This window comes from Bacillus cereus group sp. MYBK5-2 (assembly GCF_051915685.1).
GTDB lineage: Bacteria > Bacillota > Bacilli > Bacillales > Bacillaceae_G > Bacillus_A > Bacillus_A cereus.
The window spans coordinates 559,787-586,333 of the sequence record NZ_JBQAFE010000001.1; the positions used below are offsets into that span (position 1 = coordinate 559,787).

The window sequence follows — 26,547 nt, forward strand, 5'->3', positions numbered from 1 at the left end:
GAGAAATTTATATTTTAGGAGTATAATTATGAAACTTATGACAGGTAAGTTGTTTTGGAATACAGGAGTTTCAGTACCTTGTTATCCACCGTTAGGAAATGATATGATATGTGATGTGCTTGTAGTCGGAAGTGGCGAAGCAGGTGCCCATATAGCGTATTCTTTAGCGAAAATAGGTATGAGTGTAATGCTTATTGAAAAAAGAGAAATTGCATGTGGTAGTACATTTGCAAATGTAGGTGTATTACAGTTTCTTCATGATAAATCGTTAACCTCACTTATCCATACATTTGGTGAAGAAAAAGGGGTACGAGCATATAAACTGTGTTACGAGGCGTTACGGACAATGGAGAAAGTGGTACCTACTCTCGATATTGATCCCTATTTTATTCCGAGAAGTAGTTTATATTATGCAAGTAAAAGTGAGGATGTCTCATTTTTACAAGAGGAGTACAATACGTTACAGAATTATGGATTTCCTGTTGAGTATTTTACAGAATCTGATATTAAGAAACGTTATCCTTTCATAAAACAAGCGGCATTATATACACACGGTGATGCCGAGGTGAATCCGTATTTATTAGCGCACAGTCTTTTGCATAAAGCAAATCAAATGGGAGCTAATATATATGAACATACAGAGGCAATACATATAAAAAAACGTAAAAATGATTTAATTTGTTACACGAAAACAGGAAAACAAATTGTAGCAAAGAATATTATTATGGCGACAGGTTATGAAGCGCTTTTTGGAAAGAAAGAAAGAAAAAATACAACAGTAGACACCTCTTATGCAATTGTAACAAATGAAATAGATCAGTTTGAAGGCTGGCATGAGCGATCGTTAATTTGGGAAACGGCACGGCCCTACTTATATTTTCGAACGTATCGAAACCGCATTATTATAGGCGGATTAGATGAAGCGCTGCAAATTCAAACAATTGGTGATACGAAATTATTGCATAAGCGTGATATCCTTATTAATATTGTAAAAGAGATGTTCCCGCAGTATAAAAATATACAGGCAGACTACTATTGGGCAGCCGCGTTTGGTGGTACTCATGATGGTCTCCCCATTTTAAAAGAAGACGAAAAGATACATAATTTGTTTTACGCATTGCCGTATGGAGGTAATGGAACTGTATATGGAATGGTCTTTGCCAAATTATTTGAGCAGTTATTTACAAATAAAGAAAGTAAAGATTTTTCTTTATTTAATCGATAGAAAAAAGGTAGCGAAGTGATGGAATGAGAGATATAAAAAAGTTTTTACAAAAATTACGTCCTGTACAACTCATCGTTTTGTTTTATTTGTTAGCAGTAGTTGTATCGGTGATATTGCTTAGTTTACCGTTTGTTACGAAGCCTGGTGTGAAATGGACATTTATAGATGCGCTTTTTACATCGGTTAGTGCGGTAAGCGTTACGGGACTGTCTGTTATTACGATTTCAGATACGTTTACTACAGCAGGAATTATTGTTTTAGCCCTTATTCTACAATTAGGCGGCTTAGGAATTATGGCGCTTGGTACATTTGTTTGGATCATTACGGGGAAAAAGATTGGTTTGCAAAGAAGAAGATTAATTATGGCAGACCATAATCAAGGGAATTTATCGGGTCTTGTAGAATTGATGCGTTCTATTTTGATTGTAATTATTTCAATAGAACTTATTGGAGCAATCCTATTAGGTACAAGATTTTTACTTTACTTTCCGACTTGGAAAGAAGCTTATTTTCACGGTTTCTTTGCAGCTGTTAGTGCGACTACGAACGGCGGATTTGATTTAACAGGACAATCATTAATTCCTTATAAAAAAGATTATATTGTTCAAATGATTCATATGTTACTAATTATTTTAGGAGCGATTGGTTTCCCTGTGCTAATGGAAGTGAAACAATTCCTTAGTAAAAGGAGACAACAATTATTCCGTTTTTCATTATTTACAAAATTGACGACAACAACATTTTTTGCACTCGTTGTTGTTGGTACAATTATGATTTTTTTACTGGAGAGAAATCATTTTTTAGTAGGAAAGTCATGGCATGAAACTGTATTTTATACATTATTCCAATCTGTGACGACGCGAAGTGGTGGACTTGCTACGATGGATATACGTGAATTGTCACAACCGACGCTTTTATTTATGAGTATATTAATGTTTATAGGGGCATCTCCAAGTTCGGTTGGGGGCGGAATACGTACAACAACATTTGCTGTTAGTATATTGTCACTATATACCTTTGCAAGGGGTGGTAGAACAGTTAGAGTCTTCAAACGTCAGCTACATGAAGAGGATGTACTGAAAGCATCTGTCGTTATGACGATGGGGATTTTGTTATGTGCTACTGCGCTATTCATTTTATCTATTACGGAAAATGTACCGCTTATGAGCTTAATTGTTGAAGTTTGTTCTGCTTTCGGAACGACGGGACTATCAACAGGTGTTACGCCTGATTTAACAACTGTTGGGAAACTTGTACTTATTGTGCTTATGTTTATCGGACGCGTTGGTATTTTAACATTTATTTTAGCTAGTGGTGGAAGGGAACAACCACCTCGCTATAAATACCCGAAAGAGCGGATTATTATTGGATAGTATGAAACCATTCTACCTACGTTAGGTAGAATGGTTTTTTAGTCGTTAATTCCAAATTGTGGATGCATAAAAGCTTCATTTTTATTATCCGCTTCGTTTTTTAGCAACTCTTGATTTTCTTCTGAAATCCACCCAATATCATTTGTAGGATGGATCCACTCATCGCCAGCCATAATGGCAGGATCTATTTTATCACTCCAATTGTTAAGTGGACTGTTCTCGGAATTATATTTACTGTCTCCAATTACAACATCATATTGATTCACAAAAGGTTGTTGCATCGTTTTTCCTGTTCCTTTAAAAGATGGAAAATTCATTTGATGCGGGAGCGTTTCGTCTAAAATTGGTGATTGAATCTTTTCTTTTTTCTTCAAAATTATCGCTCCTTTTTATAATGATTTCTTCATACGTAGTATTTCCATCTAACGCCTCTTATGTACTTGTTAACACTTGCCAGTAATAATTATTTTAAGTTGTTTCAAACTAGAGTAGAAAGTGATTTCTTGAGAGCAGGTGAATGTATTGGTAAAAAGAAAAGTGAAACAAAATGCGGCAATCAATAATAATAAAACTCCGAAAGAAAGCTTACCAGATGCAGAATTTGCATTAGAGTATGAAGGAGAAAATAGCACAAAGTATGCTAATCGTAATTCAAAAAAAGGGAAACAAAAATGAGGCGTTTTTTACAAACGCCTCATTTTTTTGTGGGATTATAAAGGTTTTTTTAATTATTTGTAAATTTAGTGTTTTCTATTAGCAGAAAAATGCGAAAAAACATAGAAGTAGCAACGTATTACACAAAAACAAACAACAAACAAAAGATTAATGTTGGTTTAATACTGCTTTTACACTAGTTGTTTATATTTGAGTTGTACATAAGATTTGTAAAAGGAGAGAGAAACAGTGAAAAAAACAATCTTTAAAGCTGTAGCGACTGGAATGGTATTTTCGTTATTAATGGGGTGTGGTGCAAAGAAAGAAGAAAGTGCTGGAGCGAAAGTGAAAGATGACAAATTATCTGGATCATTAACTGTTTACACAGCCATTGAAGAAGAGCTTGTACCAATTTATCTTGATTCCTTTAAAAAGAAATATCCTGATGTGAAATTGAACATTGTACGTGATTCAACAGGAGTTATTACTGCGAAATTACTAGCTGAAGGGAAAAATACACAAGCAGATGTTGTATGGGGAACTGCGGCATCAAGTCTATTAGCTTTAGATAAAAAAGATATGTTAAAAGGATACTCTCCAAAAGGAGCAGATCGTGTTCTTCCACAATTTAAAGATGATAAGCAACCTGAAAAATGGGTAGGAAATACTGCATTTATGACGGGGATTGCTGTAAATAAAGAAGAGTTAAAGAAGAAAAATTTACCGATGCCAGAATCATATGAAGATTTAACGAAACCAGAGTATAAAGGAACACTTGTTATGCCACATCCAGCATCATCTGGAACAGGATTTTTAACAGTTTCTGCATGGCTACAAATTATGGGTGAAGATAAAGGCTGGGATTACATGAAGAAACTTCATGATAATATGGCAAGTTATACGCATTCAGGTTCAAAACCAGCGAAATTAGCAGGAGCAGGTGAATATCCAGTCGGTGTATCAATGGTTTATAGTGCTTTAAAAGAGAAACAAAAAGGTGCACCAGTTGAAGTTGTACTGCCGAAAGAAGGATTAGGATGGGAAGTAGAAGCGAACGCACTTATTAAGAAAGATAATGCGAAAAATGATAAATTAGCGCAAGCATTTTTAGATTGGGCAATTACTGATGATGTAATGAAGTTATACTTTGAGAAAAATGGATTTGCGACAATTAAAAATGACTATAAACTTCCAGAGGGATTCCCGAAAGATGTTACGGAAAAATTATATAAAAAGAATGACTTTAAATGGGCAGCAGAAAATCGTGACAAAATTTTAGAAAAATGGGAAAAAGAGTTTGGCCAAAAAGCAGAACCGAAAAAGTAAGTGAGTGGGAGAGAGAAAAATGAGCGAATATTTATCAATTCAACACATTCAAAAACAGTTTGATGCATTTACAGCGTTAAAAGATATTTCTTTTACTGTGAAAAAAAATGAGTTTGTTTGTTTATTAGGCCCAAGTGGCTGTGGGAAAACGACGTTGCTTCGCATTTTAGCGGGACTAGAGGAACCAACGACTGGCAGTATAGCTGTGAATGGAAAAGATATTACAGCATTGCCTCCTGGAAAGAGAAACTTCGGAATGGTTTTCCAATCGTATGCTTTATTTCCGAATTTAACAGCACTTGAAAATATTGAATACGGCTTAAAGACAAAAAAATATGGGAAAGCAGAAGTGAAAGAGAAAGCGCTAGATGCGTTAAAACTTGTAGATTTGCTGAATGTAAAAGATAAATATCCTGCTCAAATGTCTGGTGGACAACAGCAGCGAGTAGCACTTGCACGTGCGCTCGCTCTGTCTCCAGATATTTTGTTACTCGATGAGCCGTTATCAGCTTTAGATGCAAAAGTGCGTGAAAAATTACGTAGGGAAATGCGTGATTTGCAAGAGAAAATAGGAGTAACGACGATTATGGTAACGCATGATCAAGAAGAGGCATTAACGATGGCTGATAAAATTGTTGTAATGAATCATGCGGAAATTATGCAGATTGGAACACCAGAGGAGATTTATCAAAGACCAGCCAATCCGTTTGTGGCAGATTTTATTGGTTCTATTAATTTCTTTTCGAAAAATAACGAAGAACATGCAATTCGTCCTGAACATGTAACAATTGTACAAAAGGACGGTATTAAATCAGTTGTGGAAAGTATGGAATTTCGCGGATCTGTATATCGGACGGAAGTGCGAGTCTTAGAAGAAAACACACACCTTTATAATGAGAAAATTGTAGTGGATATATTAGCATCAGAAGTAGAAGCAACGGCTATTAGAAAAGGAAAGCCGATTCAAATCTCTTTCTCAGAAAATCATATGTTGTCATATGGAAAGAAGGTCATTGTATAGATGGAGATGTTAGAAAACTATAAGGTAGAAAGTACGAAAAAAAAGATTAAGAGAATTATAGGGAAAGAGGAATGGATCCAAAGGCTCGTAATTATCGGTATGATTTTTTCTTTCCTTATCATACTTGTATTACCGCTATTACAACTATTTACACAAGCTTTTTATAATAAAGATGGAGTTTTCGTTGGTTTATCGAATTTCAGTAAATATTTCACAACACCAACTTTAGTTCAGTCTTTACAAAATACAGTATGGATTTCGGGCGCAACAACAATTATTTCAGTTGCAATCGCATTCGTTTACGCATATGCAATTGCCCGTACGAATGTTTTTGGAAAGCGTGTATTTCAGTATGTAGCGTTATTACCATTGTTCGCACCAACGATGATGCACGGTATAGCACTTACATATTTATTTGGTAATCAAGGGCTAGTAACGAAAGGAATGTTTGGTTTATTTGAAGGTATACAAATCCCTTTATATGGACCAGTAGGAATTGTAATAGCTGAAGTTATGTATACATTTCCGCAAGCCTTTCTTATATTGCTAATTGCCTTCCAAGGATCTGATTATCGTTTATATGAAGCTTCTAATATGTTAGGGGCGAGTAAAACAAAGCAATTTTTCACGGTTACTTTACCTAGTGTAAAGTACGGATTAATTAGTGCAATGTTTGTTGTGTTTACACTTAGTTTTACTGATTTTGGGGCACCAAAAATTGTTGGTGGTCAATATAATGTGCTTGCTACTGACGTATACAAACAAGTAATTGGACAGCAAAATATGCCGATGGGTGCAACTGTCGGAATGATTTTATTAATCCCAGCTATATTCGCATTTGTAGTTGATCGTATTACGCAAAGAAAGCAGGCGAATTTCTTATCTTCAAAAGCAGTACCGTACAGAATAATAGCTAATAAGAAAAGAGATGTAATCTTATTCATATATTGTAGTGTGATTACACTTATGATCATTCTATTATTTGTTGCAGTTGGTATTGCTGCAAGTGTGAAAGTATGGCCATATAATATGAGTTTTACATTTGAGCATTTTAATTTTTCAAGTTTAACAGGAGATGGACTTGAAGCATTTAAAAATAGCGTAATTGTTTCAGCAGTTACAGCAGTTATTGGGGCGATTTTAACATTTGCATTCGCATATGCAATTGAGAAAATAGACCAGCTACAATTTTTCAGAAAAACAGGTTACTTTTTCTCTATAGTGCCGTTAGCGATACCAGGTTTAGTACTCGGATTAGGATATGTCTTTTTCTTTAGTCAACCAACGATTCAAATTCTTGGACTATCAGTAACGAATCCGTTTCATTCTTTATACGGAACAATCGCTGTATTAGTACTAGTAAATATCATTCATTTTTATTCTGTAACATTTGTCACGGCAACGACTGCCTTAAAGAAATTAGACCGAGAGTTTGAGCTTGTTTCGCAGTCGATGGGTATTCCGTTTTATAAAACATTCTTCCGAGTAACAGTACCAATGTGTTTACCAGCAATTTTAGAAATGGTAATGTACTACTTCGTAAATTCAATGGTAACTGTATCGGCAGTTGTATTCCTATATGCAGCTGATTTTAAACTAGCTGCCGTATCAATCGTAAATATGGATGATGCAGGAAATGTAGCGCCAGCAGCTGCAATGAGTGTACTTATTGTTGTTACAAATATTGTAGTGAGAGTTGTATATGAATGGGGAACGAAAGCACTTCGTAACCGAACTTCACAATGGCAAAAAAGATAAGTAAGAAGGGTGATGGACAGAATGAAAATTGAAGCAGTTATTTTTGATTGGGCAGGTACGACGGTTGATTACGGATGTTTTGCACCGCTAGAAGTATTCATGAAGATTTTTCAAAAACGCGGCGTTGAAATTACAGCAGAAGAAGCACGTAAGCCAATGGGATTATTAAAAATAGATCATGTAAGGGCACTAACAGAAATGCCTCGTATTGCGGATGAGTGGAAGCGTGTCTTCGGTCAATTACCAACAGAAGCAGACATTCATGAGATGTATGAAGAGTTTGAAGAAATTCTCTTTTCTATTTTACCAAGTTATGCTACGCCGATTGATGAGGTAAAAGAAGTAATCGCTTCTTTACGTGAGAGAGGCATTAAAATCGGTTCAACAACGGGCTATACGAGAGAAATGATGGAAATTGTAGCAAAGGAAGCAGCGTTACAAGGATATAAACCTGATTTTCTTGTTACGCCAGATGATGTTCCAGCAGGCCGCCCATACCCATGGATGTGCTATAAAAATGCAATGGAACTTGGTGTGTATCCGATGAACCATATGATAAAAGTAGGGGACACAGTATCAGATATGAAAGAAGGTAGAAATGCTGGAATGTGGACAGTTGGTGTAATTCTTGGAAGTAGTGAGCTCGGTTTAACGGAAGAGGAAGTGGAGAGTATGGATTCGGTAGAGCTTCGTGAAAAAATAGAAATAGTTCGTAATCGGTTTGTTGAAAATGGGGCTCATTTTACGATTGAAACGATGCAGGAGCTCGAAAACGTAATGGAACATATCGAGAAACAAGAACTTATTATTTCATAAAAGGGGTACGGGATCATGAATGAAAATCACTACTTATTATTAACACCAGGACCATTAACGACAACAAAATCAGTAAAAGAAGTTATGCTATACGATTGGTGTACGTGGGATGTTGAATATAATACGATGGTGCAAGAAGTAAGAGCTAAACTTGTATCGTTAGCGACGAAGGAAGAAGAGAAATATACAACAGTGTTAATGCAAGGAAGCGGTACGTTTTCAGTTGAAGCAGTAATTGGCTCTGTTATTCCGGGAAATGGGAAGCTTCTCGTTTGTACAAATGGTGCGTACGGTAAGCGCATTGTACAAATGGCAGAGATGTTACAGATTGATGTAGTGGTCAGCCAAACAGAAGAGTGGGAACCTACTAATATTGTAGAAGTAGAAAAGTTATTGGAAGAAGATAAAGAGATTACGCATATTGCAGTTGTTCATTGTGAAACAACGACAGGCATTATAAATCCAATTGTAGATGTATGTAAATTAGGAAAGCAGTATGGAAAGGTTACAATTGTTGATGCGATGAGTAGTTTCGGCGGGATTGAAATAGACATTGCTGATTTACAAATTGATTTTTTAATTAGTAGTGCGAATAAGTGTATTCAAGGGGTTCCTGGATTCGGATTTGTAATCGCAAAACGTGATGAATTATTGAAGTGTAAAGGGCAAGGACGCTCTTTATCTCTTGATTTATATGATCAATGGGAAACGATGGAAAAACAAAATGGGAAATGGCGTTTTACTTCACCTACACATGTTGTACATGCTTTTTATCAAGCACTACTTGAACTAGAAAAAGAGGGTGGAGTAAGAGCGCGTTACAATCGATATTACAACAATCAAAAACTACTAGTGAATAGAATGGGAGAAATCGGATTTAAGCCACTAGTAGATGAGAAATATCAATCTCCTATTATTACATCTTTCATTTATCCAAAAGGGGAGTTCGAGTTTCAACAGTTATATAACGAATTAAAATGCTATGGATTTGTTATTTACCCTGGGAAAATTTCGAAAGTAGATACGTTCCGGATTGGAAATATAGGTGATGTACATGAAGAAGATATTAATCGCTTAGTTGATAGTATTGCTAAAGGAGCTGTTATTGGGTGAAAGTATTTTGTTTAGGTGGAGCAGGTAAAATTTGTCGTGAAGCTATTTTGGATTTAATTCAATTTTCATCTTTTGAGACGATTACTGTAGCCGATTTTAACGAGGAAGAAGGCCGTAAAGTAGTAGAATGGCTCAACGATCCTCGTGTTGATTTTGTAAAAGTAGATGTAACGAATCACGAGGATACGGTTGCAAAAATGAAAGGTTATGACATTGTATTGGATGGTACGACGATAAAGCTAAACGGATTGTCGACTCGCTGTATTGCAGAAGCAGGCTGCCACGGTGTGAACTTAAATGGATTTGGTGAAGAAAATGAATCGCATGCTATATTTGTTCAAAATGAAAAAACATGTTTGCCTGGGTTTGGCATGACGCCAGGTGTAACGCAAATGATGGCAATGCATGCAGCAAATCAACTGGATACTGTAGAGTCTGTCCGTGTAAGTCACGGTTCGTATCGTCCGATTGCTTTTTCTGCTTCAATTACAGAGACAACGACATATGAATATGATCCACATTTACCATCGCGTACAGTGTATGAAGATGGTGAATTTAAACAAGTACTTCCGTTTGCGCGTCCGAGAGAAATAGAATTGCCAGCGCCTTATGGTAAGGAAACGCAGTATATCATTCCGCATTCTGAAACGATTACGTTAGCAAAGGCACTAGAAAATAAAGGTGTCAAACTGATAGAGACGAGAGGAACTTGGCCGAAGCAAAATATGCAACTTGTACGTGCTTTATATGATTACGGCATATTGCGTAATGATCAGATTGAAATAAACGGGAAAGAAATAGGCATTATGGATTGTATTTCGCAGTATTTATTGCAATCGAAAGAAGGACAAGAAACAGAGCTTTATGGTTATGCACTTCATGTAGAAGTAATAGGTATGAAAAATAATGAGAAGCAAAGACATGTGTTATATCATACACATCCGTTATCTGATGGTTCTGTTGTAGGATGGGAAAAATTAAGGGCGTATACGAGAAACGTCGGTATTCCATTTGGGATTGCTGCAGAGTTAATTGCAACTGGAAATGTAAGTAGGGTGGGTGTTGTTACGCCTGAAGAAGCTTTTGAAAATCCACAATTAATTTTTGATGAACTAGCAAAGCGCGGTATTCATATTCATGAAGAAGTTTCTACTTACAAAGAAAATTATAACTTTGTATAAGCAAGGAAGCTTATGAGGGAGATATAAATGAGGTGAATCTATGTCTGTAGTAGGAGAAGAAAGAAAGCGAACCATTCTTGAAAAGGTAGAATTTAAAGGAAAAGTAAAGGTTTCAGAATTAGCGAGAGAATTTGCTGTATCAACAGAAACGATTCGTCGATATTTAGAAGAATTAGATCGTGAAAAGAAGCTGAAAAAAGTGTATGGTGGAGCTGTTCAACTTCCAGGCGCTGGGGTAGAGGCGCCAATGTTAGAAAGAGAAATGCTACATATAGAAGAGAAGAAAAGAATTGGTTATAAAGCAGCGACATTTGTAGAAGATGGTGATGTCATTGCAATTGATGATGGAAGTACACCGCTTCAAATGGTTCCATACCTTGTTCATCGTAAAAACTTAACGATTGTAACAAGTTCATTTCCAGTCGCAACACAATTAATTTCTTCTATTAATAAAAAGATGTTTCACGGTGAAGTTTTATTTATAGGTGGAAAAGTATCTCCAAAGCATTCGCGTGTATCAGGGTCTATTTCTCAGCAAGTAATACAGCAATTCCATTTTCATAAAGCGTTCGTTTCGATTGATGGGTTATTACCTAGTTTTGGAGTTTCCAGCTTTGAATTAGAGAAAGCGAAATTGTCAGAGGCGATGATGAAATTAGCTGAGAAAACATATATTTTATGTGATCATACGAAGGTAGGCGTGAAAGGGAATTATCGTATAGCAGCATTTTCACGTATTCAACACGTAATTTGTGATAAAAAAATGCCATATAGTTTTGAAGAAGAACTTATGAAGCATAATATTCAGTGGACAGTTTGTTAAATACAGTGAAAGCACATAAACTCCCACCTAATTTTTAGGAGGGAGTTTTATTATCTGTAAATCGTAAAATAAAAGATTTGCAGTTATGCAAAAAGTGGACACATTTTCTCACCTCTTTCATATAATTTACCAATACAAAAAAAGTTGGTCGAAGGAAAGAAGGGAGAACATGTCAGAACGAATATATAATAAACTTGTATTGTACGCGAATATTTTGCAAAAAATAGGTGTCATCAATGAGAAGGAAAAAAGTGAAATTCTTCATACGATAGGTAAAAAAGCCCTTTGAATAAAGGGCTTTTTTATTTTGTACCTTTAAAAATATAAATTTAATGTAATATTCTCATTGACAATGATAATGAGATTCATTATCATTTATTGTGATTAATTGATAAATGTTATCAATTGTGAAAATTATATATGATAGGGGATATTATTTTGAAAAAAAATTATATGAAGGCGCTAGTAGTAGCGACAACATTAGCGATTCCATTTGCTACGTACTCTACTCCAGCATTAGCGGCATTAAAAGTTGAAGCAAATCAATCGGTAGCAGCAGCGAGTGATCGCACGTATGATACTGAGATTAAAATATATAAGGACCAAAAAGATGAGCCATCTATGGTTTCTCAATATATAAAAAATCCTAAAGTAACGATTGCAGCTGGCAAAAAAATTGTCACTGTAACAATGCAAGATAGCGATTATTTTCAATATCTTAGAATAGAAGATAAAAACCAGCCTGGTGTATTTCATGATGTGAAGGTTTTGTCAGAAGATAAGAGGAAGAATGGAACGAAGGTAGTTCAATTTGAAATTGGCGAGTTTGAGAAGAAGCACAATATGCAAATGCATATACTTATTCCAGCTATTGGATATGATCACAAATATCAAGTTCAATTTGAAATTAAAGATCCAACTGTAGGTAACAAAGAAACAGAGAAACCAGATGATAACTCTAATTCAGGAAATACGGAAACGGATAATCCAGTTGATAATCAAAATATGATAACAGATAACAAATTAAGAGAGCTTGTTAATAAAAAAGTATTTAATAGAAAAGATTTAAATACACCAATTACGAAAGAAGATTTATTACAAGTAAAGGATTTGTTTTTAAATACAAATGAGATACTTGATTATAGTGCATTAAAATATATGCCAAATTTAAAATCTTTAACAGTTGCGAATGCGAAGATAAAGGATCCGTCGTTCTTTGCGAACTTAAAGCAATTAAATCATTTAGCTTTGCGTGGTAATGAATTTGCAGATGTAACGCCACTTGTTAAGATGGATAATTTAGAATCCCTTGATTTAAGTAATAATAAAATTACAAACGTTGCACCACTAACTGAAATGAAAAATGTAAAAAGTTTATTTCTATCAGGCAACCAAATAGAAGATGTAACAGCATTAGCGAAAATGGAACAACTAGATTACTTGAATTTAGCAAATAATAAAATTACGAACGTTGCTCCATTAAGCAATTTGAAAAATGTAACATACTTAACTTTAGCAGGTAATCAAATTGAAGATATTAAACCGCTTTATACGTTACCGTTAAAAGATTTAGTATTAACACGTAATAAAGTGAAAGATTTATCAGGCATTGATCAATTGAATCAATTACAAGAGCTATGGATAGGGAAAAATGAAATAACAGATGTTACTCCTCTAAGTAAGATGACACAGTTGAAAATTTTAAACTTACCCAACAACGAGTTAAAAGATATTACTTCATTATCAAGTTTAGTAAACTTACAAAAGCTTGATTTAGAAGCGAATTATATTTCAGACTTATCACCAGTTAGTAATTTAAAAAAATTAGTATTTCTAAGTTTTGTTGCAAATGAAATCCGTGATGTCCGACCAGTTATAGAACTAAGTAAGACGGCTTATATTAATGTCCAAAATCAAAAAGTATTTTTAGAGGAAACAGAAGTAAATAAAGAAGTAAAAGTACCTATATATGAAAAAGATGGTGAGATTTCTACGAAAATCCGTCTGAAGAGCGATAATGGTACGTATAGTAATGGTGTAGTGAAATGGAGTACACCAGGTGAGAAAGTATATGAATTTGGTGTGAAAGATCCATTCGCGGATACAGGAATCTTCTTTACAGGATCTGTTATTCAAAATGTAGTAGAAAGTAAAGACGGTAATACATCTAAAGAAGATGAGAAAACAGAAGTGGTAGAATTTAAAGATGTACCAAAGGGACATTGGTCAGAAGAAGCAATTAATTACTTAGCGAAAGAAAAATTATTTATAGGCTATGGAAATGGTGAATTTGGATTTGGTGATAACATTACTCGTGGACAAGTAGCACTTCTAATACAAAGGTATTTAAAATTAGAAAATAATCTAGAACAAAAAACGGCATTTACAGATACGAAAGGAAATATGTATGAAACGGCTATTGATGCAGTGGTTCAAGCTGGAATTATGACAGGCTATGGAAATGGTATGTTCCGTCCGGATGGAGTATTAACTCGATATGAAATGTCAGTAGTACTACAAAGAGTATTTCAGTTAAAAGAAAATGAAAATAGTGCAGAGAATTTTAAAGATGTACCAAATGGCCATTGGGCGAAAGGATATGTGAAAGCTTTAGTGGATAATAAAATATCAAAAGGCGACGGGGAAGGGAATTTTTTAGGAGATAATTTCGTAACACGTGAACAATACGCACAGTTTTTGTATAATGCAATAAAGAAATAAAGTGAAACTTTAATCAGTGGGGGTTTTGTTCATTCCCCACTGATTAGTAGCCCTCACCAATCGGGCTGCCCGTTAATGCGGAATAAAAAATGAGGAAAATACGCTATTCTTTAATTAAAGAATAGCGTATTTTTTATGTGCAAAATGAAATAGGAAATAGATAGGAGTATAGACATATGAATAGCCTATTTTAAAGAAGAACCACGAAACTATATTGACAAAAAAGCGTTCTCATGTGATAATTCAATTAAATTTTTAGAATAATCAAAAAATATTCCTTTTACATAGAAAGGATTCGAACCTTATATGAATATTATGCCGGGGGTGACGAAATGTTATTTTTTCTGAAGAAATGGAATGAATTAAAAGATGTGAAATCTGAATTGGCACTTCGTGATTGGTTTTATGGTACCAAAATTAGCTTATCGCTATGTACGTCAAAAGAGCCGTTAACATTTTTAGTAAATGTTGAGGGAAGAGATAAAGGGCTATTTTCGGAAGAAGATTTTATTGTCGTAAATTGCATGTGCGAGTCAGTATTTGAAAATGAAGAAAAACCAGCTGCAGAGTCATTTATGCATGCGGATATTTATAAAAAAAGTAGTGCAGGATGTATTTTACAAGTGCAGACTGTAGATAGTCATTTAATATCAGAGTTATATGGGGAAGAAGGAGAAGTAACGTTCGATAAACGCAGTGTGGAGCGTGTTTTCGGAAAAGAAGGTATAACAGAAATGACAATTCCAATTGTAGAAGATGAAAAAAAATTCGCTGATTTATTAGAAAGCAATGTTCCGAATTTCATTGAAGGTGGAGGAGTAGTTCTTGTTCATAATTACGGCATGATTGTGTGGGGAAAAACGCCAGAAGAAGCGAAAAAATGGCTAGAGGGTATAGAATATTTAATGAACTATCATGTAAAGTTATTAATGATTAAGGGTGCAAGGAGCTCTGTTATATAAAAATGGATGTGATATGGATACAAGTTAATAAACAAATGAAAGCGTTTTAAAAATAATTTCACTCATAAAATATAGGTCTCCTTATTATATATAGATTACATGTTGACATGTAAGGAGGAACATATTTTGCGAGTTAAATATCATTTTCTGCCAAAGCAGCAAGTAACATTTTGCAAGATAAATGATTCTGGTGAAGAGGCACTGCAAATGATGAACGAAACGGGATTTCGAGCCATCCCGGTATTAGCAGAAGATGAGAAGAAATTCACGGGGATTATTTATAAAGTAGATTTATTAGAAAAAAAATGCAATAGCGGATTAGAGCATGTAAGTGCAGGGGATATGCTTGATGATTCCAATGCATTTATTTTTGAAAAGGATTCATTCTTCAGAGCTTTTTATGTAATTCGTCGGCTTCCGTTTTTAGCCGTGCTAAATGATTATAATGAATTTGTCGGTATGTTAACGCATTCGAATATATTTGATGTTATTGAAGATTCATTTGGTATGCGAACAGGTGGTTATATATTAACAATTGCAACACAAGATTGTAAGGGAACGATTAAAGAGCTTGGGACATTGTTAAAAGCATATAATATCGGTGGCCTATTTACGTTAGATAACGGTGATCAATATATCCGCCGCGTTATTGTAAATATATCAGATGAGTTAGATGAAACAAGATTAAAGCAATTAATCGGAAAAATAGAGAAAAAAGGATTCAGAGTGAGTCATGTAGATTATATTTAAGTTAAAAAAAGTACCTATCTGTTATATATAGATAGGTACTTTTTTGTCCCGCCATTTGTGGGCAGTAAAATCCGAGCCTCAAAATTCAGCGCAAGTAAAGAAGTTAAGTGGGGGGACGGATTGCCCATAAAAGCCCAATTGGTGAGGGCTGATTATATGTGAGTAATGAACTTTATTTTGAAACAGGAGGCGGGGATAATGCTAGATCAGATAAGAAAATAAAGTCTGCATGCTCACGAATTTTAGGGATAGAAGTTTCAATAACGCGTGATGTAATTTCACCTGGAGGGCCCACATGCCCGATAGCTACCATAATAGGTTTTTCTTGAATTTTTTTGATGAGTAATTGGGCTTGTTTTGAAATATGTCCTGCTGTATACACATCATCAAAAAATAGTTGGTTTTCAATAATAGGAACTCCTAATTCTTTTCCGATTTTTGGGACGACACTATTAGGATTCGTTTTACTATCTAAGTAAAATAAACCGTGTTTTTTACAAGCAGCAAGTATAAGGCGAACAATTCTTTCATCCGCTGTTACTTTTGACCCCATATGATTGTTCATTCCAATTGCATGCGGTACTTCTTGAATCGCTTGTTCAAGTCGGTTGTTTATTTCTTCATCGCTTAAATCAGTTGTAATTGCTTTCGGCCCAAGCCATTCTTTTTTACCTTTTATAGGTTCCATTGGCATATGTATAATAACTTCATGGCCTTTCTTATGGGCAGCTATTGCATCTTCTTTTGTGGAAGGAAGAAAAGGCATAACAGCAACAGTGAGTGGAATGGGAAGTGATAACATTTGATTAGTCCCCTTCATATTATTTCCGAAATCATCAATGACAATAGCAACTTTATTCGTATGAGCATTTGCTTGAATAGGAAATAAGAAGGACGGTAAAAACAAAACAATGATGAATAATGCAATCGTATATTTTCGCATATAAATATTTCCTTTCTATTGTTATCCCGCTATTTGTGGGGAGTAAGACTCCCACCTCAACATTGGGCTGGATAGGTGGGAGATTCACTGCCTACCCGATTGGTGAATACTAATAATCAGTGGGGGCTGAACAAAAAACACTGATTAAAGTTTCACTTTATCAATCATCATTATGTTTTGCTTTTTTATATAAATTAAACAAAAAATGTCGAAGAAAAGTAGGTGGAAAATTAAGAATCACCGGTTTACGTAGCATTTATAAAAAAACAAGATGAAAAAAATGTCTATTATTGCGAATGTATTTACAAAGATAGAATAATTTGTAATAATTCTCAAAGTGAGGGTAAAGATTTGTAAATTACAGGGAGAAAATGTTAAAATTTCTGATTCTTCAAATTTGTATATGATTAAGTAGTTAAAAAAGTCAATGGAGAAGTGAAGTTAAGAGCATGGAAGTATAATAAGGGGGATATGGATGTTTACTGTAAAAAGGAAGTACACATTAGAAAAGCTTTCACGTGATATTCATATGAAACGTGAAGAAATGATTCAACTAGGATTAACAAGTGGGCTAAATAGTAGGGAGACAATTCAAGTTAGTCAAGAATTGGACAAGCTTATTTTACAATATCAATGTTATAAAGAAAAACAAACACCGAAATGGTTTTCAATTATAAAAATACCTATTTTCCAAATCGGGTATGAAGGAAAATCAAATAATTTTTGGCGAATGCTTGTGGCTGGTTTTATGAAATAAGTATAATTACCCTTATAGGATAAGGATAATTATACTATGTGTAACGGAATTTCGATATGAACTGTTGTTCCTTCGTTTTCTGTACTGTCAATAAAAATATGCCCATTATACATCTCTACAATTCGTTTACATATGACAAGTCCAAGACCTGTTCCAGTATCTTTATTAGTAAAGAACGGATGAAAGAGGTGTTTTTGAATATGTTGCGGAATCCCTTTTCCAGTATCTATAATCTGCAATTGTGCGTGTGTTTCATTGTTTTTTACTACAATGGTTAGTGTATCACTAGAAGTCATGGCCTCAATTGCATTTTTTGTAATGTTTAAAACCACTTGTTTCATATGGTCTTTCGAACAACGGATATGAACAGGATGGTCTGGCAAATGTAAATGGAATACAATGTTATGTAAATTCGCCTCAGATTGAATAATTAATGCTACCTCATTTAGAATTGTTCTTACATCATACGTTTGTTCGATGATGGCGGTTGGCTTTCCGAGAATAAGAAATTCACTTACAATTTCATTGATTCGCTCTATTTCTTGTTCAATTACGGAAAAGTAGAACTGATCTTGCTCATCTTTATATTTCTCTTTTAATAGAGCGACGAGCCCTTTAATTCCAGTAAGAGGATTACGGATTTCGTGTGCTGTACTCGCTGCAAAAGTTCCAACTAATTCAATTTTCTGTAGTTCATTTTGTTGTCTTTCAAGTTTTGTTTGCCGTTTTAACAACATATATTGAGCAAGTAAAAATAAAATAGACATTAAAAATAAAGTAGCTATACACTCTATTGTAACCCACTGGTATAAGGTTTTTTGATGAATAGGTAATGGAGAAACAGAGACCTTCCAATTTAATCTTTGGAGTGGGGTAGTAAGCATATTAGAATGCGTATCACTTGTGTCGTTATTATCATCGGTTAGAAAAACTACATCATGTTTATCAGTTACCTCAAAATGGTATTGTGGTTTAATGGCATTTAAAGAAGATGAAATGTAATCAAAGCGTAAACTAGCTAATAATAATCCTGAGAGCTCCTTCTGTTTATTAAATATGGGGGCAGCAATTATAATAGCTTTATGTCCAAGAACGCGATCAGTAATGACTGATGATACAGTGGTTTTTTTAGTTTGGAGCGCGTCTTGAATATATTTACGGTCTGAAACATCTATAGGCTTTGATTCATCTTCAGATGCGATTGTAATGACTCCTTCTGGTGTAGCGTAATATAGACCAGAAAAGCGTGCATCGTTTCCATCTGTATCATGTACAATTTGTTTAATGCCATTTATATTACCAGTCTCGGTGCCTACAACTTTTGCAAGCATGTCTAAAGCAGAAATTGCTTCACCAAGATGATGATCCAAATAATCTCTATATAAAAAGAGAACTGTATGGGCAGATAATTTGTTTTCCTGTTTCATTTTATATGTATGATACGAATAAAATGTAGCACCAATCCCTATTGTCGGTAGGATAACAAGCAATATATATACAATTATGCTTTGGAATTTGACTTTCAAATGTGGTACTCCTTCTTTTTTTATTATCATTATATATAAACTATGTTAAAATTGTCATGTTTTTATTCAAGAATGATTCTTAATATATTAGGGGAGAGGAAATGGATGAGTGAATGCTCATTCGGAATTCACATGAAGTATGAAGTGGCATTTTCTTTTTATTGCTGAGAATTTAAGTGAAGGGTTGAAAGTTGTATGACATCAAATAATGAACGAGAAGATATTTCTCAATCTTTAAAAGTATTTATTGCATTATCTCGTGTACATCGTTCTGTTATGGATACTACAAATAAATCTATACAAAGTAACGGGTTAAATCCAACTGAATTTGCTGTATTAGAACTGCTATATCATAAAGGCGGTCAACCACTTCAGCAAATTGGTGAGCGTATTTTAATAGCTAGTGGCAGCATTACATATGTTGTAGATAAGCTGGAGAAAAAGGGATTAGTAAAGAGAATTCCATGTCCGAATGACAGACGTGTTATTTACGCGCAATTAACTGAGTCTGGCGAGAACTTTATTGCTTCTATTTTTCCGGGGCATGAGAAAGTTATACATCAGTCTTTTGAAATGTTAACGAAAGATGAAAAAGATGAATTACTTGATTTATTAAAAAAAATTGGGAAGTATGAAAAATAATATGTTCCAAAGGAGCTTTGGATAAATAAATCCAAGGCTTTTTTATTTGTAATGAACTCAGGGCAATCACTGCCGAAATTTGTTGAAAATTAAGAGGGAATTCAAGAATACGTATTGAATTATAATAAAGGTATGTAATGGAGAGGAGGCTCGTTCATGTCATTTAAAGACTATGAATATAAACGCCCAAATATTGAAGAGTTAAAAGAGAAATTTACTGTTGCTTTAGAGAAGTTTGATAACGCAAAAACTGTAGAAGAACAAAAACAAGTCATTCATTCAATTAATGAGATTCGCAACGATTTTGGTACAATGGGAAACCTTTGTTACATTCGCCATTCTGTTGATACGACGGATACTTTTTATAAGGAGGAGCAGGATTTCTTTGATGAATTCTCTCCAGTTGTACAAGGATATGGTACAAAATATTATAAGGCACTCATTAATTCTCCATTTCGTGAAGAATTAGAGGCGTATTATGGAAAACAATTATTTGCTCTAGCAGAATGTGATTTAAAAACATATTCAGATGAAGTCGTGAAAGATTTACAATTAGAAAATAAATTATCATCGCAATATACACAGTTATTAGCATCTGCAAAAATTGACTTTGCTGGAGAAGAAAGAACGTTATCGCAACTGATTCCGTTTATGCAAGGAAAAGAAAGAAGCGAACGTAAAGCAGCAAGTGAAGCATACTACGGATTTTTAGCTGGAAATGAGGAAGAACTAGATCGTATTTATGATGAGCTTGTTAAAGTGAGAACGAAAATCGCAGAATCTTTAGGTTTCAAAAACTTTGTTGAACTTGGATATGCAAGAATGTACCGTACAGATTATAATGCGGAGATGGTGGCTAATTACCGTCAGCAAGTGCTAGATTATATCGTTCCCGTTACAACGGAATTAAGAAAGCGACAACAAGCACGTATCGGTGTAGAGAAGTTAGCTTATTACGACGAAAACTTTGAGTTTGCTACAGGTAACCCAACTCCAAAAGGAGATGCGGATTGGATTGTTGATCATGGAAAGACAATGTATAAAGAGTTATCGGCTGAAACAGATGAATTTTTCAATTTCATGCTAGATAATGATTTATTAGATTTAGTTGCGAAAAAAGGAAAAGCTGGTGGCGGATATTGTACATATATTGAGAATTATAAAGCGCCATTTATTTTCTCAAACTTCAATGGAACATCTGGTGACATTGATGTATTAACACATGAAGCAGGTCATGCTTTCCAAGTATATGAAAGTCGTAAATTTGAAATTCCAGAATATAATTGGCCAACATATGAGGCGTGTGAAATCCACTCTATGAGTATGGAATTCTTTACATGGCCATGGATGAAGCTATTCTTTGAAGAAGATGCAGATAAATATTACTTCTCTCACTTAAGTTCAGCACTTCTGTTTTTACCTTATGGTGTATCTGTTGATGAATATCAACATTATGTATATGAAAATCCTGAAGCATCACCTGAAGAGCGTAAGACAGCATGGCGTAACATAGAGAAGAAATATTTACCACATCGTGATTATGAGGAGAATGATTATTTAGAGCGCGGTGGTTTTTGGCAACGTCAAGGGCATATTTATAGCTCACCGTTCTATTATATTGATTACACGCTTGCTCAAATTTGTGCGCTACAATTTTGGAAACGTGCAAGAGATAATAGACAAGAGGCGTGGGAAGATTATGTGAATCTGTGCCAACAAGGTGGAAGTAAATCGTTCTTAGAATTAGTAGAGGTTGCAAATTTAACATCACCATTTGCTGAAGGCTGTGTGAAAAGTGTTATTACAGAAATTGAAGCATGGTTACATGCGATTGACGACACAAAATTGTAAAAAACATGCGCTTTTTTCACATGTTTAACATCGACATAATGGGAAAATGATGAGATAATAAAAGAAAATTCAGAATACTGAAGGGGTGTTTCTAATAAGGAGCACCTCTTTTCACCAACAAAAGGGGGGAACAAGTATGCTTCAATCTAATATGGATGTAAGTTTAGAAAGTTTAGTAAACTCATTACAGGCTACTCGAAGCACGCTATTATCAGAAATTGAAATGTTAAATGACACAGAAGTGAATGTAAAGCCACGCCGTGATAAATGGAGTATTATTCAAATTTTACACCACTTGCATTTAGTTGAACAATCTGTCACGTCTGCCCTTGTATATGCTTTACAAAAAAATGAAAGAAACATGACTCCATTTAAAGACCTCCAACTTACGCTTGATCGCACACATAAACGAGAAGCTCCTCAGCAAATGCAACCAACAGAAACTTTAATGAAAAAACAGCAAGGAATTCAATTGCTAGAACATTCACGCCAAGAACTATTACACGCGCTTCATAGTGTTATAGATGAAAAAGATTTATTTGAAAATGGATTAAAGCATCCTGTTTTTAATGATCTGAATTTGTATCAATGGGTTCAATTTCTTGATTTGCATGAACAAAGACATCTTACGCAGTTAAAAGAGGCGAAACATGCAATTTTGCAACGCTAAAGTGGAAGAAGTGGGAAACCACTTCTTTTTTGATACGTGCATAGTTTTCTTTCTTATTTTGGAATACTACATGGAGAAAGAAAAGAAGGAGTTGAAAAAACATGTCTAAGAAGAAGCGAGAAGAAGAGCGCGCCTGGAAAGCACGTAAAGAAAATCAACAACCGCACGGAAAAGTGAAAGCTTTTGCTGAATTAGTTGAAGGAACAGAAAAAACGTGATGAGTATTTCATCACGTTTTTTGTATGAGTGGAAAAGTTAATAAAAAGGTTGTACCGATTCCTTTTTCACTTATAATATCAATTTTTCCATTCATAGCTTGAACAACACTGAATACGACCATCATTCCAAGTCCAGTACCTTTTTCTTTCGTTGAATAAAAGGGCGAACCAAGACGTTTTACTTGTTCTGAATCCATACCGACTCCTGTATCTTTTATATATAACTGAATATGCTTATGATCAGGAACTAATGTGAAATAAAGATCACCGCCTTTTGGCATAGCCTCAATGCAATTTTTTAAAATATTTAATAAACATTGATTTAGTTTTTGCTTTTCTCCAGCGATAAAAAAAGAAGTGCTTTGCTTTATATAATGAGTACGTACATTTGTTAAATTAGCAAGCGGTGTAATTAACGACAATGCATGTAGTAATTCTTCTTCTAACTGTAATGTTTGTTCTTTTTCAATGCTTGGTTTAGCAAAGGTTAAATAATCTGTAAGAACATGATTTGCTTGTTCGATGCCATTAATGGCAATGTCGATATATAATTTTCGTTCCTGCTCAGTGCATGTATCTGATTGTAACAGTTGTAAAAAACCTTTCGTTGAAGTTAATGGATTGCGAATTTCATGAGAGATAGACGCTGCCATTTCACCAATTAAATGAAACTTTTCAGCATTTATAAGTTCGTTTTGGAGACGAACTTGAGTTTGTAATATGTGTAGTAAATATAAAATTAGAATCGTACCAAGCATTGAACATAATTCATACACAATAATATGCGGTATATAATCAGTCTTATTTGTAACCTTTGAAAGGAAGAAGGGTATCCAACTAAATCCGTATGTGAGACTGTAGATAATAGCAAGTGTTATTTTTATACGATTAGAAGTTCGATTGAAAAATTTATATGTTAATAATAGAACAATAAATAGAAGAACAGAACCGATAAGAGATGGGAAAACACCTATCCCACCTAATAATAAGCGATATATGTTTAATACAACTAAGATAGAACCACCAGCAATAGGCCCTCCCGTTAATGTACCGACAATTAATACAATATGGCGCATATCAAATTGAAAACCATTATTTGTTTTTGCTGCAAATGTAATACAGAGTACGGTAGCAAGGCAACAGAGTACAATGAATATAGCTGAATTTAATTTAGGAGAGCGTTTCCCTTTTTGATTCCAAAATAAATGATATACGAGCATTGTAATCAGGATGAATAATATATTTAAAAAGAGATAAATAATAAAGGGTTTCAGTGGGATGCCTCCTCTCTTCTTATATTAAATTAATCATACTATAAAATGAAAGAAATGAAATAATAAATAGCTGAAAAATCAGAAATTTTTACGCTAGTATACAATATGTTACAATAAGCTGTGTCAATGAAAGAAGAAATTCCGTGCACCGCGCGGGAGAGGTTCGCGAACTCCCTCTATAAAAAACTATGGAAACAACAATATCCTTAGGTATTGTTTTGTTTTTTTATTGTGACAGTTCAAGAACGTTCTTTCTTCTTATTTATAGTAGAGAAGGAGAATGAGTGAAATGAAAAAAGAAAAAGCAGTTGTTGTTTTTAGTGGAGGACAAGATAGTACGACATGTTTATTTTGGGCAATAGAGCAGTTTGCAGAGGTAGAAGCTGTAACGTTTAATTACAATCAACGTCATAAGCTAGAAATTGATTGTGCAGCGGAAATTGCAAAAGAACTAGGAATAAAGCATACGGTACTAGATATGAGTCTATTAAATCAACTTGCTCCAAATGCTTTAACGAGAACGGATATGGAGATTACACATGAAGAAGGTGAATTGCCATCGACATTTGTAGATGGACGAAATTTACTCTTCTTATCATTTGCTGCTGTATTAGCAAAACAAGTTGGAGCACGTCATATTGTAACGGGTGTATGTGAAACTGATTTCAGTGGTTATCCAGACTGCCGTGACGTGTTTGTGAAATCGTTAAATGTTACTTTAAATTTATCTATGGATTACCCGTTTGTCATTCACACGCCACTTATGTGGATTGATAAGGCTGAAACATGGAAATTATCAGATGAACTTGGAGCATTTGAGTTTGTTCGAGAAAAAACATTAACATGTTATAACGGAATCATTGGTGATGGTTGCGGTGAATGTCCAGCATGTCAACTTCGTAAAGCAGGATTAGATACGTACCTACAAGAACGCGAAGGAGCGAACAACTAATGGATAACTTTTTTGGATTTCGCATCGTAGAGAATTTGCAAAAAATGGACAAGGATATTCAGCGTAAACAACTCAAATACCATAATAAAAGAGTAATGGTCAGCAAGGAATTTACATTTGATGCAGCACACCATTTACACTGTTATGAAGGGAAATGTAAAAACTTACATGGTCACACATATAAAGTTGTATTTGGAATTAGTGGATATGTAAATGAAATAGGTCTTGCAATTGACTTTGGAGATATAAAAGAAATTTGGAAGAATGAAATAGAAATTTATCTAGATCATCGTTATTTAAACGAAACGTTACCTGCAATGAATACGACTGCTGAAAATATGGTCGTTTGGATTTATGAAAAGATGGCAGAAGCACTAACAAAAGAGAATCGAGTGAACGAATATAAAGGAGCTCGCGTTGAATTTGTTCGTCTATTTGAGACGCCGACTAGTTATGCGGAAGTAAGACGGGAGTGGATGCTTGATGAGTAAAATCCCTGTCTTAGAAATATTCGGTCCGACTATTCAAGGTGAAGGAATGGTTGTAGGGCAAAAGACAATGTTTATCCGTACAGCTGGTTGTGATTATAGCTGTGCTTGGTGTGATTCTGCTTTTACGTGGGATGGATCAGCTAAAGATCAAATTAGACAGATGACACCAGAAGATATTTGGGATGAGCTTGTTGCAATTGGAGGAGAAAATTTTTCTCATGTTACGATTTCAGGTGGAAATCCGGCATTACTGAAAAATATTGAGTTTCTTCTTTCTATATTAAAAGAAAATGGAATGCGAACGGCAATTGAAACGCAAGGGAGTAAATGGCAAGATTGGTTACTTCAAATTGATGAGATAACAATTTCTCCAAAACCACCAAGTTCAACGATGAAAACAGATTTTCAGAGGTTAGATGCTATTATTCAGAAACTAGCAGGAAAAGATATTAGTTTAAAAGTAGTAGTATTCGATGATCATGATTTTGAATATGCAGTTAAGATGCACGAACGTTATCCAAAGGTACCATTTTTCTTACAAGTAGGAAACGATGATACAAAAACAGTGGATGATGCGATGCTTATAAAAAAATTATTAGATAAGTATGAATGGCTGATTGATAAAGCTGTAAATTGTAAAGAGATGAATGATGCAAAAGTATTGCCTCAGCTTCATGCGTTAGTATGGGGAAATAAGCGCGGCGTATAACGAGAAGGGATGTTTAAAATGACAGGAAGATTAGATGAAGATTTAAAAGATGTAACATTACTAGGGAATCAAAATACAAAATATTTATTTGAATATAGCCCAGAAATATTAGAGGTATTTGATAATAATCATCCAAACCGTGATTATTTTGTAAAATTCAATTGTCCTGAATTTACAAGTTTATGCCCGAAAACAGGACAACCAGATTTTGCAACAATTTATATTAGCTATATTCCAGAGCAAAAAATGGTAGAGAGTAAATCTTTAAAGTTGTATTTATTTAGTTTCCGCAATCATGGTGATTTCCATGAAGATTGCATGAACGTTATTATGAACGATTTAATTAAATTAATGGATCCACGTTATATTGAGGTATGGGGGAAATTCACACCACGTGGTGGTATTTCAATTGATCCATACTGCAACTACGGGCGCCCAGGGACGAAGTATGAACAAATGGCTGATTACCGCATGATGAACCACGATCTATATCCGGAAACAATTGATAATCGTTAATAGAAAGAAAGGGCCTGTATAGTATACAGGCCCTTTCTTTCTATTATATTATGCATTTTGATTAATGACAGTATAGTTTTTATGACTTACAACTGTAAGAGGTTCCATATCTAGTTCTCTAAAATTCTTCATAATTGTTATATCAACAATAACAGAGTTTTGATTTACTTTTTGAACACGGCCTTGCATTCCACCTTTAAATTCGATGATATCTCCAGTTTCTGCGATCTGCATAAGCAACTCTCCTTGTTACAGTTTTCCCAAAAAAAGAATAA

27 protein-coding genes and 1 riboswitch are annotated in these 26,547 nt (G+C 34.5%); of the genes, 22 read left to right on the forward strand and 5 right to left on the reverse strand.

What is annotated here, in order from left to right; genetic code table 11:
* The first annotated feature begins 28 nt into the window (after window positions 1–28).
* Both ACTFP3_RS03055 and ACTFP3_RS03060 read left to right on the forward strand, forming a co-directional pair.
* Window positions 29–1,225 carry an FAD-dependent oxidoreductase gene (locus ACTFP3_RS03055; protein ID WP_326035617.1) on the forward strand — a complete coding sequence of 399 codons (1,197 nt, stop codon included), beginning with the start codon at window positions 29–31 and terminating at the stop codon, window positions 1,223–1,225.
* A gap of 23 nt (window positions 1,226–1,248) precedes the next feature.
* Window positions 1,249–2,598, forward strand: coding sequence for a TrkH family potassium uptake protein (locus ACTFP3_RS03060; RefSeq protein ID WP_001204705.1), 1,350 nt, complete (start codon window positions 1,249–1,251; stop codon window positions 2,596–2,598).
* Between the two features lie 38 nt (window positions 2,599–2,636).
* Here ACTFP3_RS03060 and ACTFP3_RS03065 read toward each other — a convergent pair whose 3' ends face one another.
* Window positions 2,637–2,972 (reverse strand): DUF3905 domain-containing protein, encoded by a 336-nt coding sequence (locus ACTFP3_RS03065; RefSeq protein ID WP_000726025.1) that lies wholly within the window; start codon window positions 2,970–2,972, stop codon window positions 2,637–2,639.
* Between the two features lie 148 nt (window positions 2,973–3,120).
* Between ACTFP3_RS03065 and ACTFP3_RS03070 the strand changes: the two genes are divergently transcribed.
* From ACTFP3_RS03070 to cbpA, 11 genes are all read left to right on the forward strand, one after another.
* Window positions 3,121–3,273 (forward strand): hypothetical protein, encoded by a 153-nt coding sequence (locus ACTFP3_RS03070; protein WP_033728219.1) that lies wholly within the window; start codon window positions 3,121–3,123, stop codon window positions 3,271–3,273.
* A gap of 228 nt (window positions 3,274–3,501) precedes the next feature.
* On the forward strand, window positions 3,502–4,578 hold the full coding sequence (locus ACTFP3_RS03075; RefSeq protein WP_000750893.1) for a putative 2-aminoethylphosphonate ABC transporter substrate-binding protein: 1,077 nt from the start codon (window positions 3,502–3,504) through the stop codon (window positions 4,576–4,578).
* 19 nt (window positions 4,579–4,597) lie between these two features.
* A complete protein-coding gene (locus ACTFP3_RS03080) occupies window positions 4,598–5,599 on the forward strand; it encodes a putative 2-aminoethylphosphonate ABC transporter ATP-binding protein (protein WP_000006189.1) in 1,002 nt (333 codons plus the stop codon).
* Entirely contained in the window at window positions 5,600–7,357 is a 1,758-nt protein-coding gene (locus ACTFP3_RS03085) for a putative 2-aminoethylphosphonate ABC transporter permease subunit (RefSeq protein WP_326035616.1), read from the forward strand.
* 21 nt (window positions 7,358–7,378) lie between these two features.
* Window positions 7,379–8,173: a phosphonoacetaldehyde hydrolase gene (gene phnX / locus ACTFP3_RS03090; RefSeq protein ID WP_000687399.1), complete on the forward strand. Its 795-nt coding sequence runs from the start codon at window positions 7,379–7,381 to the stop codon at window positions 8,171–8,173.
* A 15-nt stretch (window positions 8,174–8,188) separates the two neighbouring features.
* Entirely contained in the window at window positions 8,189–9,286 is a 1,098-nt protein-coding gene (gene phnW, locus ACTFP3_RS03095; RefSeq protein WP_001004784.1) for a 2-aminoethylphosphonate--pyruvate transaminase, read from the forward strand.
* On the forward strand, window positions 9,283–10,467 hold the full coding sequence (locus ACTFP3_RS03100; RefSeq protein WP_000862128.1) for a saccharopine dehydrogenase family protein: 1,185 nt from the start codon (window positions 9,283–9,285) through the stop codon (window positions 10,465–10,467). Before phnW ends, ACTFP3_RS03100 begins: the two co-directional genes overlap by 4 nt.
* 40 nt (window positions 10,468–10,507) lie before the next feature.
* Window positions 10,508–11,290 carry a DeoR/GlpR family DNA-binding transcription regulator gene (locus ACTFP3_RS03105; protein ID WP_000117666.1) on the forward strand — a complete coding sequence of 261 codons (783 nt, stop codon included), beginning with the start codon at window positions 10,508–10,510 and terminating at the stop codon, window positions 11,288–11,290.
* Window positions 11,291–11,710: 420 nt separating this feature from the next.
* A complete protein-coding gene (locus ACTFP3_RS03110; RefSeq protein WP_086385514.1) occupies window positions 11,711–14,011 on the forward strand; it encodes an NEAT domain-containing leucine-rich repeat protein in 2,301 nt (766 codons plus the stop codon).
* Between the two features lie 332 nt (window positions 14,012–14,343).
* Window positions 14,344–14,973: a class II aldolase/adducin family protein gene (locus tag ACTFP3_RS03115; protein WP_000896006.1), complete on the forward strand. Its 630-nt coding sequence runs from the start codon at window positions 14,344–14,346 to the stop codon at window positions 14,971–14,973.
* Between the two features lie 126 nt (window positions 14,974–15,099).
* Entirely contained in the window at window positions 15,100–15,723 is a 624-nt protein-coding gene (cbpA, locus tag ACTFP3_RS03120; RefSeq protein ID WP_001264208.1) for a cyclic di-AMP binding protein CbpA, read from the forward strand.
* Between the two features lie 172 nt (window positions 15,724–15,895).
* Here cbpA and ACTFP3_RS03125 read toward each other — a convergent pair whose 3' ends face one another.
* A complete protein-coding gene (locus ACTFP3_RS03125) occupies window positions 15,896–16,666 on the reverse strand; it encodes a divergent polysaccharide deacetylase family protein (protein WP_001234107.1) in 771 nt (256 codons plus the stop codon).
* 475 nt (window positions 16,667–17,141) lie between these two features.
* On the opposite strand from ACTFP3_RS03125, the gene ACTFP3_RS03130 reads away from it, so the two are divergent.
* Window positions 17,142–17,423 carry an aspartyl-phosphate phosphatase Spo0E family protein gene (locus ACTFP3_RS03130; RefSeq protein ID WP_000495536.1) on the forward strand — a complete coding sequence of 94 codons (282 nt, stop codon included), beginning with the start codon at window positions 17,142–17,144 and terminating at the stop codon, window positions 17,421–17,423.
* Window positions 17,424–17,452: 29 nt separating this feature from the next.
* Here ACTFP3_RS03130 and ACTFP3_RS03135 read toward each other — a convergent pair whose 3' ends face one another.
* Complete coding sequence (locus ACTFP3_RS03135; protein WP_069604575.1) at window positions 17,453–18,949, reverse strand: DUF3149 domain-containing protein; 1,497 nt, start codon at window positions 18,947–18,949, stop codon at window positions 17,453–17,455.
* A 195-nt stretch (window positions 18,950–19,144) separates the two neighbouring features.
* Between ACTFP3_RS03135 and ACTFP3_RS03140 the strand changes: the two genes are divergently transcribed.
* The 4 genes from ACTFP3_RS03140 (at window position 19,145) to ACTFP3_RS03155 (ending at window position 22,330) form a co-directional block, all read left to right on the forward strand.
* A complete protein-coding gene (locus ACTFP3_RS03140) occupies window positions 19,145–19,591 on the forward strand; it encodes a MarR family winged helix-turn-helix transcriptional regulator (protein ID WP_000203336.1) in 447 nt (148 codons plus the stop codon).
* Between the two features lie 156 nt (window positions 19,592–19,747).
* Window positions 19,748–21,442, forward strand: a complete 1,695-nt coding sequence (locus ACTFP3_RS03145; protein WP_326035614.1) for a M3 family oligoendopeptidase — start codon at window positions 19,748–19,750, stop codon at window positions 21,440–21,442.
* A 136-nt stretch (window positions 21,443–21,578) separates the two neighbouring features.
* Window positions 21,579–22,112, forward strand: a complete 534-nt coding sequence (locus tag ACTFP3_RS03150) for a DinB family protein (RefSeq protein WP_000941961.1) — start codon at window positions 21,579–21,581, stop codon at window positions 22,110–22,112.
* Between the two features lie 101 nt (window positions 22,113–22,213).
* Window positions 22,214–22,330 carry a DUF6254 family protein gene (locus tag ACTFP3_RS03155; protein ID WP_000038355.1) on the forward strand — a complete coding sequence of 39 codons (117 nt, stop codon included), beginning with the start codon at window positions 22,214–22,216 and terminating at the stop codon, window positions 22,328–22,330.
* Between the two features lie 11 nt (window positions 22,331–22,341).
* Here ACTFP3_RS03155 and kinB read toward each other — a convergent pair whose 3' ends face one another.
* Window positions 22,342–23,550 (reverse strand): sporulation sensor histidine kinase KinB, encoded by a 1,209-nt coding sequence (kinB, locus tag ACTFP3_RS03160; RefSeq protein WP_000964151.1) that lies wholly within the window; start codon window positions 23,548–23,550, stop codon window positions 22,342–22,344.
* A 206-nt stretch (window positions 23,551–23,756) separates the two neighbouring features.
* A riboswitch (PreQ1 riboswitch) is annotated at window positions 23,757–23,800 on the forward strand.
* Window positions 23,801–23,893: 93 nt separating this feature from the next.
* Between kinB and queC the strand changes: the two genes are divergently transcribed.
* From queC to queF, 4 genes are read left to right on the forward strand one after another with little or no spacing between them, the layout of a single operon-like run.
* Window positions 23,894–24,556: a 7-cyano-7-deazaguanine synthase QueC gene (queC, locus tag ACTFP3_RS03165; RefSeq protein WP_000711595.1), complete on the forward strand. Its 663-nt coding sequence runs from the start codon at window positions 23,894–23,896 to the stop codon at window positions 24,554–24,556.
* Window positions 24,556–25,047 (forward strand): 6-carboxytetrahydropterin synthase QueD, encoded by a 492-nt coding sequence (queD, locus tag ACTFP3_RS03170; protein WP_000368414.1) that lies wholly within the window; start codon window positions 24,556–24,558, stop codon window positions 25,045–25,047. The genes queC and queD overlap by 1 nt, the downstream gene beginning before the upstream one ends.
* Window positions 25,040–25,756 (forward strand): 7-carboxy-7-deazaguanine synthase QueE, encoded by a 717-nt coding sequence (queE, locus tag ACTFP3_RS03175; protein WP_000036294.1) that lies wholly within the window; start codon window positions 25,040–25,042, stop codon window positions 25,754–25,756. Before queD ends, queE begins: the two co-directional genes overlap by 8 nt.
* 18 nt (window positions 25,757–25,774) lie before the next feature.
* Window positions 25,775–26,272 carry a preQ(1) synthase gene (gene queF, locus ACTFP3_RS03180; protein ID WP_001986050.1) on the forward strand — a complete coding sequence of 166 codons (498 nt, stop codon included), beginning with the start codon at window positions 25,775–25,777 and terminating at the stop codon, window positions 26,270–26,272.
* A 48-nt stretch (window positions 26,273–26,320) separates the two neighbouring features.
* Here the strand turns inward: queF and ACTFP3_RS03185 are convergent, their stop codons facing one another.
* Window positions 26,321–26,506: a YkvS family protein gene (locus ACTFP3_RS03185; protein WP_001165082.1), complete on the reverse strand. Its 186-nt coding sequence runs from the start codon at window positions 26,504–26,506 to the stop codon at window positions 26,321–26,323.
* Window positions 26,507–26,547: the final 41 nt, after the last annotated feature.

Coding starts and splice junctions, on each gene's coding strand:
- ACTFP3_RS03125 (WP_001234107.1), bottom strand. CDS start 16,666: ATGCGAAAATATACGATTGCATTATTCATCATTGTTTTGTTTTTACCG.
- ACTFP3_RS03055 (WP_326035617.1), top strand. CDS start 29: ATGAAACTTATGACAGGTAAGTTGTTTTGGAATACAGGAGTTTCAGTA.
- ACTFP3_RS03185 (WP_001165082.1), bottom strand. CDS start 26,506: ATGCAGATCGCAGAAACTGGAGATATCATCGAATTTAAAGGTGGAATG.
- queD (WP_000368414.1), top strand. CDS start 24,556: ATGGATAACTTTTTTGGATTTCGCATCGTAGAGAATTTGCAAAAAATG.
- phnX (WP_000687399.1), top strand. CDS start 7,379: ATGAAAATTGAAGCAGTTATTTTTGATTGGGCAGGTACGACGGTTGAT.
- ACTFP3_RS03130 (WP_000495536.1), top strand. CDS start 17,142: ATGTTTACTGTAAAAAGGAAGTACACATTAGAAAAGCTTTCACGTGAT.
- kinB (WP_000964151.1), bottom strand. CDS start 23,550: ATGCTCGTATATCATTTATTTTGGAATCAAAAAGGGAAACGCTCTCCT.
- queF (WP_001986050.1), top strand. CDS start 25,775: ATGACAGGAAGATTAGATGAAGATTTAAAAGATGTAACATTACTAGGG.
- ACTFP3_RS03145 (WP_326035614.1), top strand. CDS start 19,748: ATGTCATTTAAAGACTATGAATATAAACGCCCAAATATTGAAGAGTTA.
- ACTFP3_RS03080 (WP_000006189.1), top strand. CDS start 4,598: ATGAGCGAATATTTATCAATTCAACACATTCAAAAACAGTTTGATGCA.
- ACTFP3_RS03150 (WP_000941961.1), top strand. CDS start 21,579: ATGCTTCAATCTAATATGGATGTAAGTTTAGAAAGTTTAGTAAACTCA.
- ACTFP3_RS03105 (WP_000117666.1), top strand. CDS start 10,508: ATGTCTGTAGTAGGAGAAGAAAGAAAGCGAACCATTCTTGAAAAGGTA.
- ACTFP3_RS03085 (WP_326035616.1), top strand. CDS start 5,600: ATGGAGATGTTAGAAAACTATAAGGTAGAAAGTACGAAAAAAAAGATT.
- ACTFP3_RS03060 (WP_001204705.1), top strand. CDS start 1,249: ATGAGAGATATAAAAAAGTTTTTACAAAAATTACGTCCTGTACAACTC.
- queE (WP_000036294.1), top strand. CDS start 25,040: ATGAGTAAAATCCCTGTCTTAGAAATATTCGGTCCGACTATTCAAGGT.
- phnW (WP_001004784.1), top strand. CDS start 8,189: ATGAATGAAAATCACTACTTATTATTAACACCAGGACCATTAACGACA.
- ACTFP3_RS03115 (WP_000896006.1), top strand. CDS start 14,344: ATGTTATTTTTTCTGAAGAAATGGAATGAATTAAAAGATGTGAAATCT.
- ACTFP3_RS03155 (WP_000038355.1), top strand. CDS start 22,214: ATGTCTAAGAAGAAGCGAGAAGAAGAGCGCGCCTGGAAAGCACGTAAA.
- ACTFP3_RS03140 (WP_000203336.1), top strand. CDS start 19,145: ATGACATCAAATAATGAACGAGAAGATATTTCTCAATCTTTAAAAGTA.
- queC (WP_000711595.1), top strand. CDS start 23,894: ATGAAAAAAGAAAAAGCAGTTGTTGTTTTTAGTGGAGGACAAGATAGT.
- ACTFP3_RS03110 (WP_086385514.1), top strand. CDS start 11,711: ATGATAGGGGATATTATTTTGAAAAAAAATTATATGAAGGCGCTAGTA.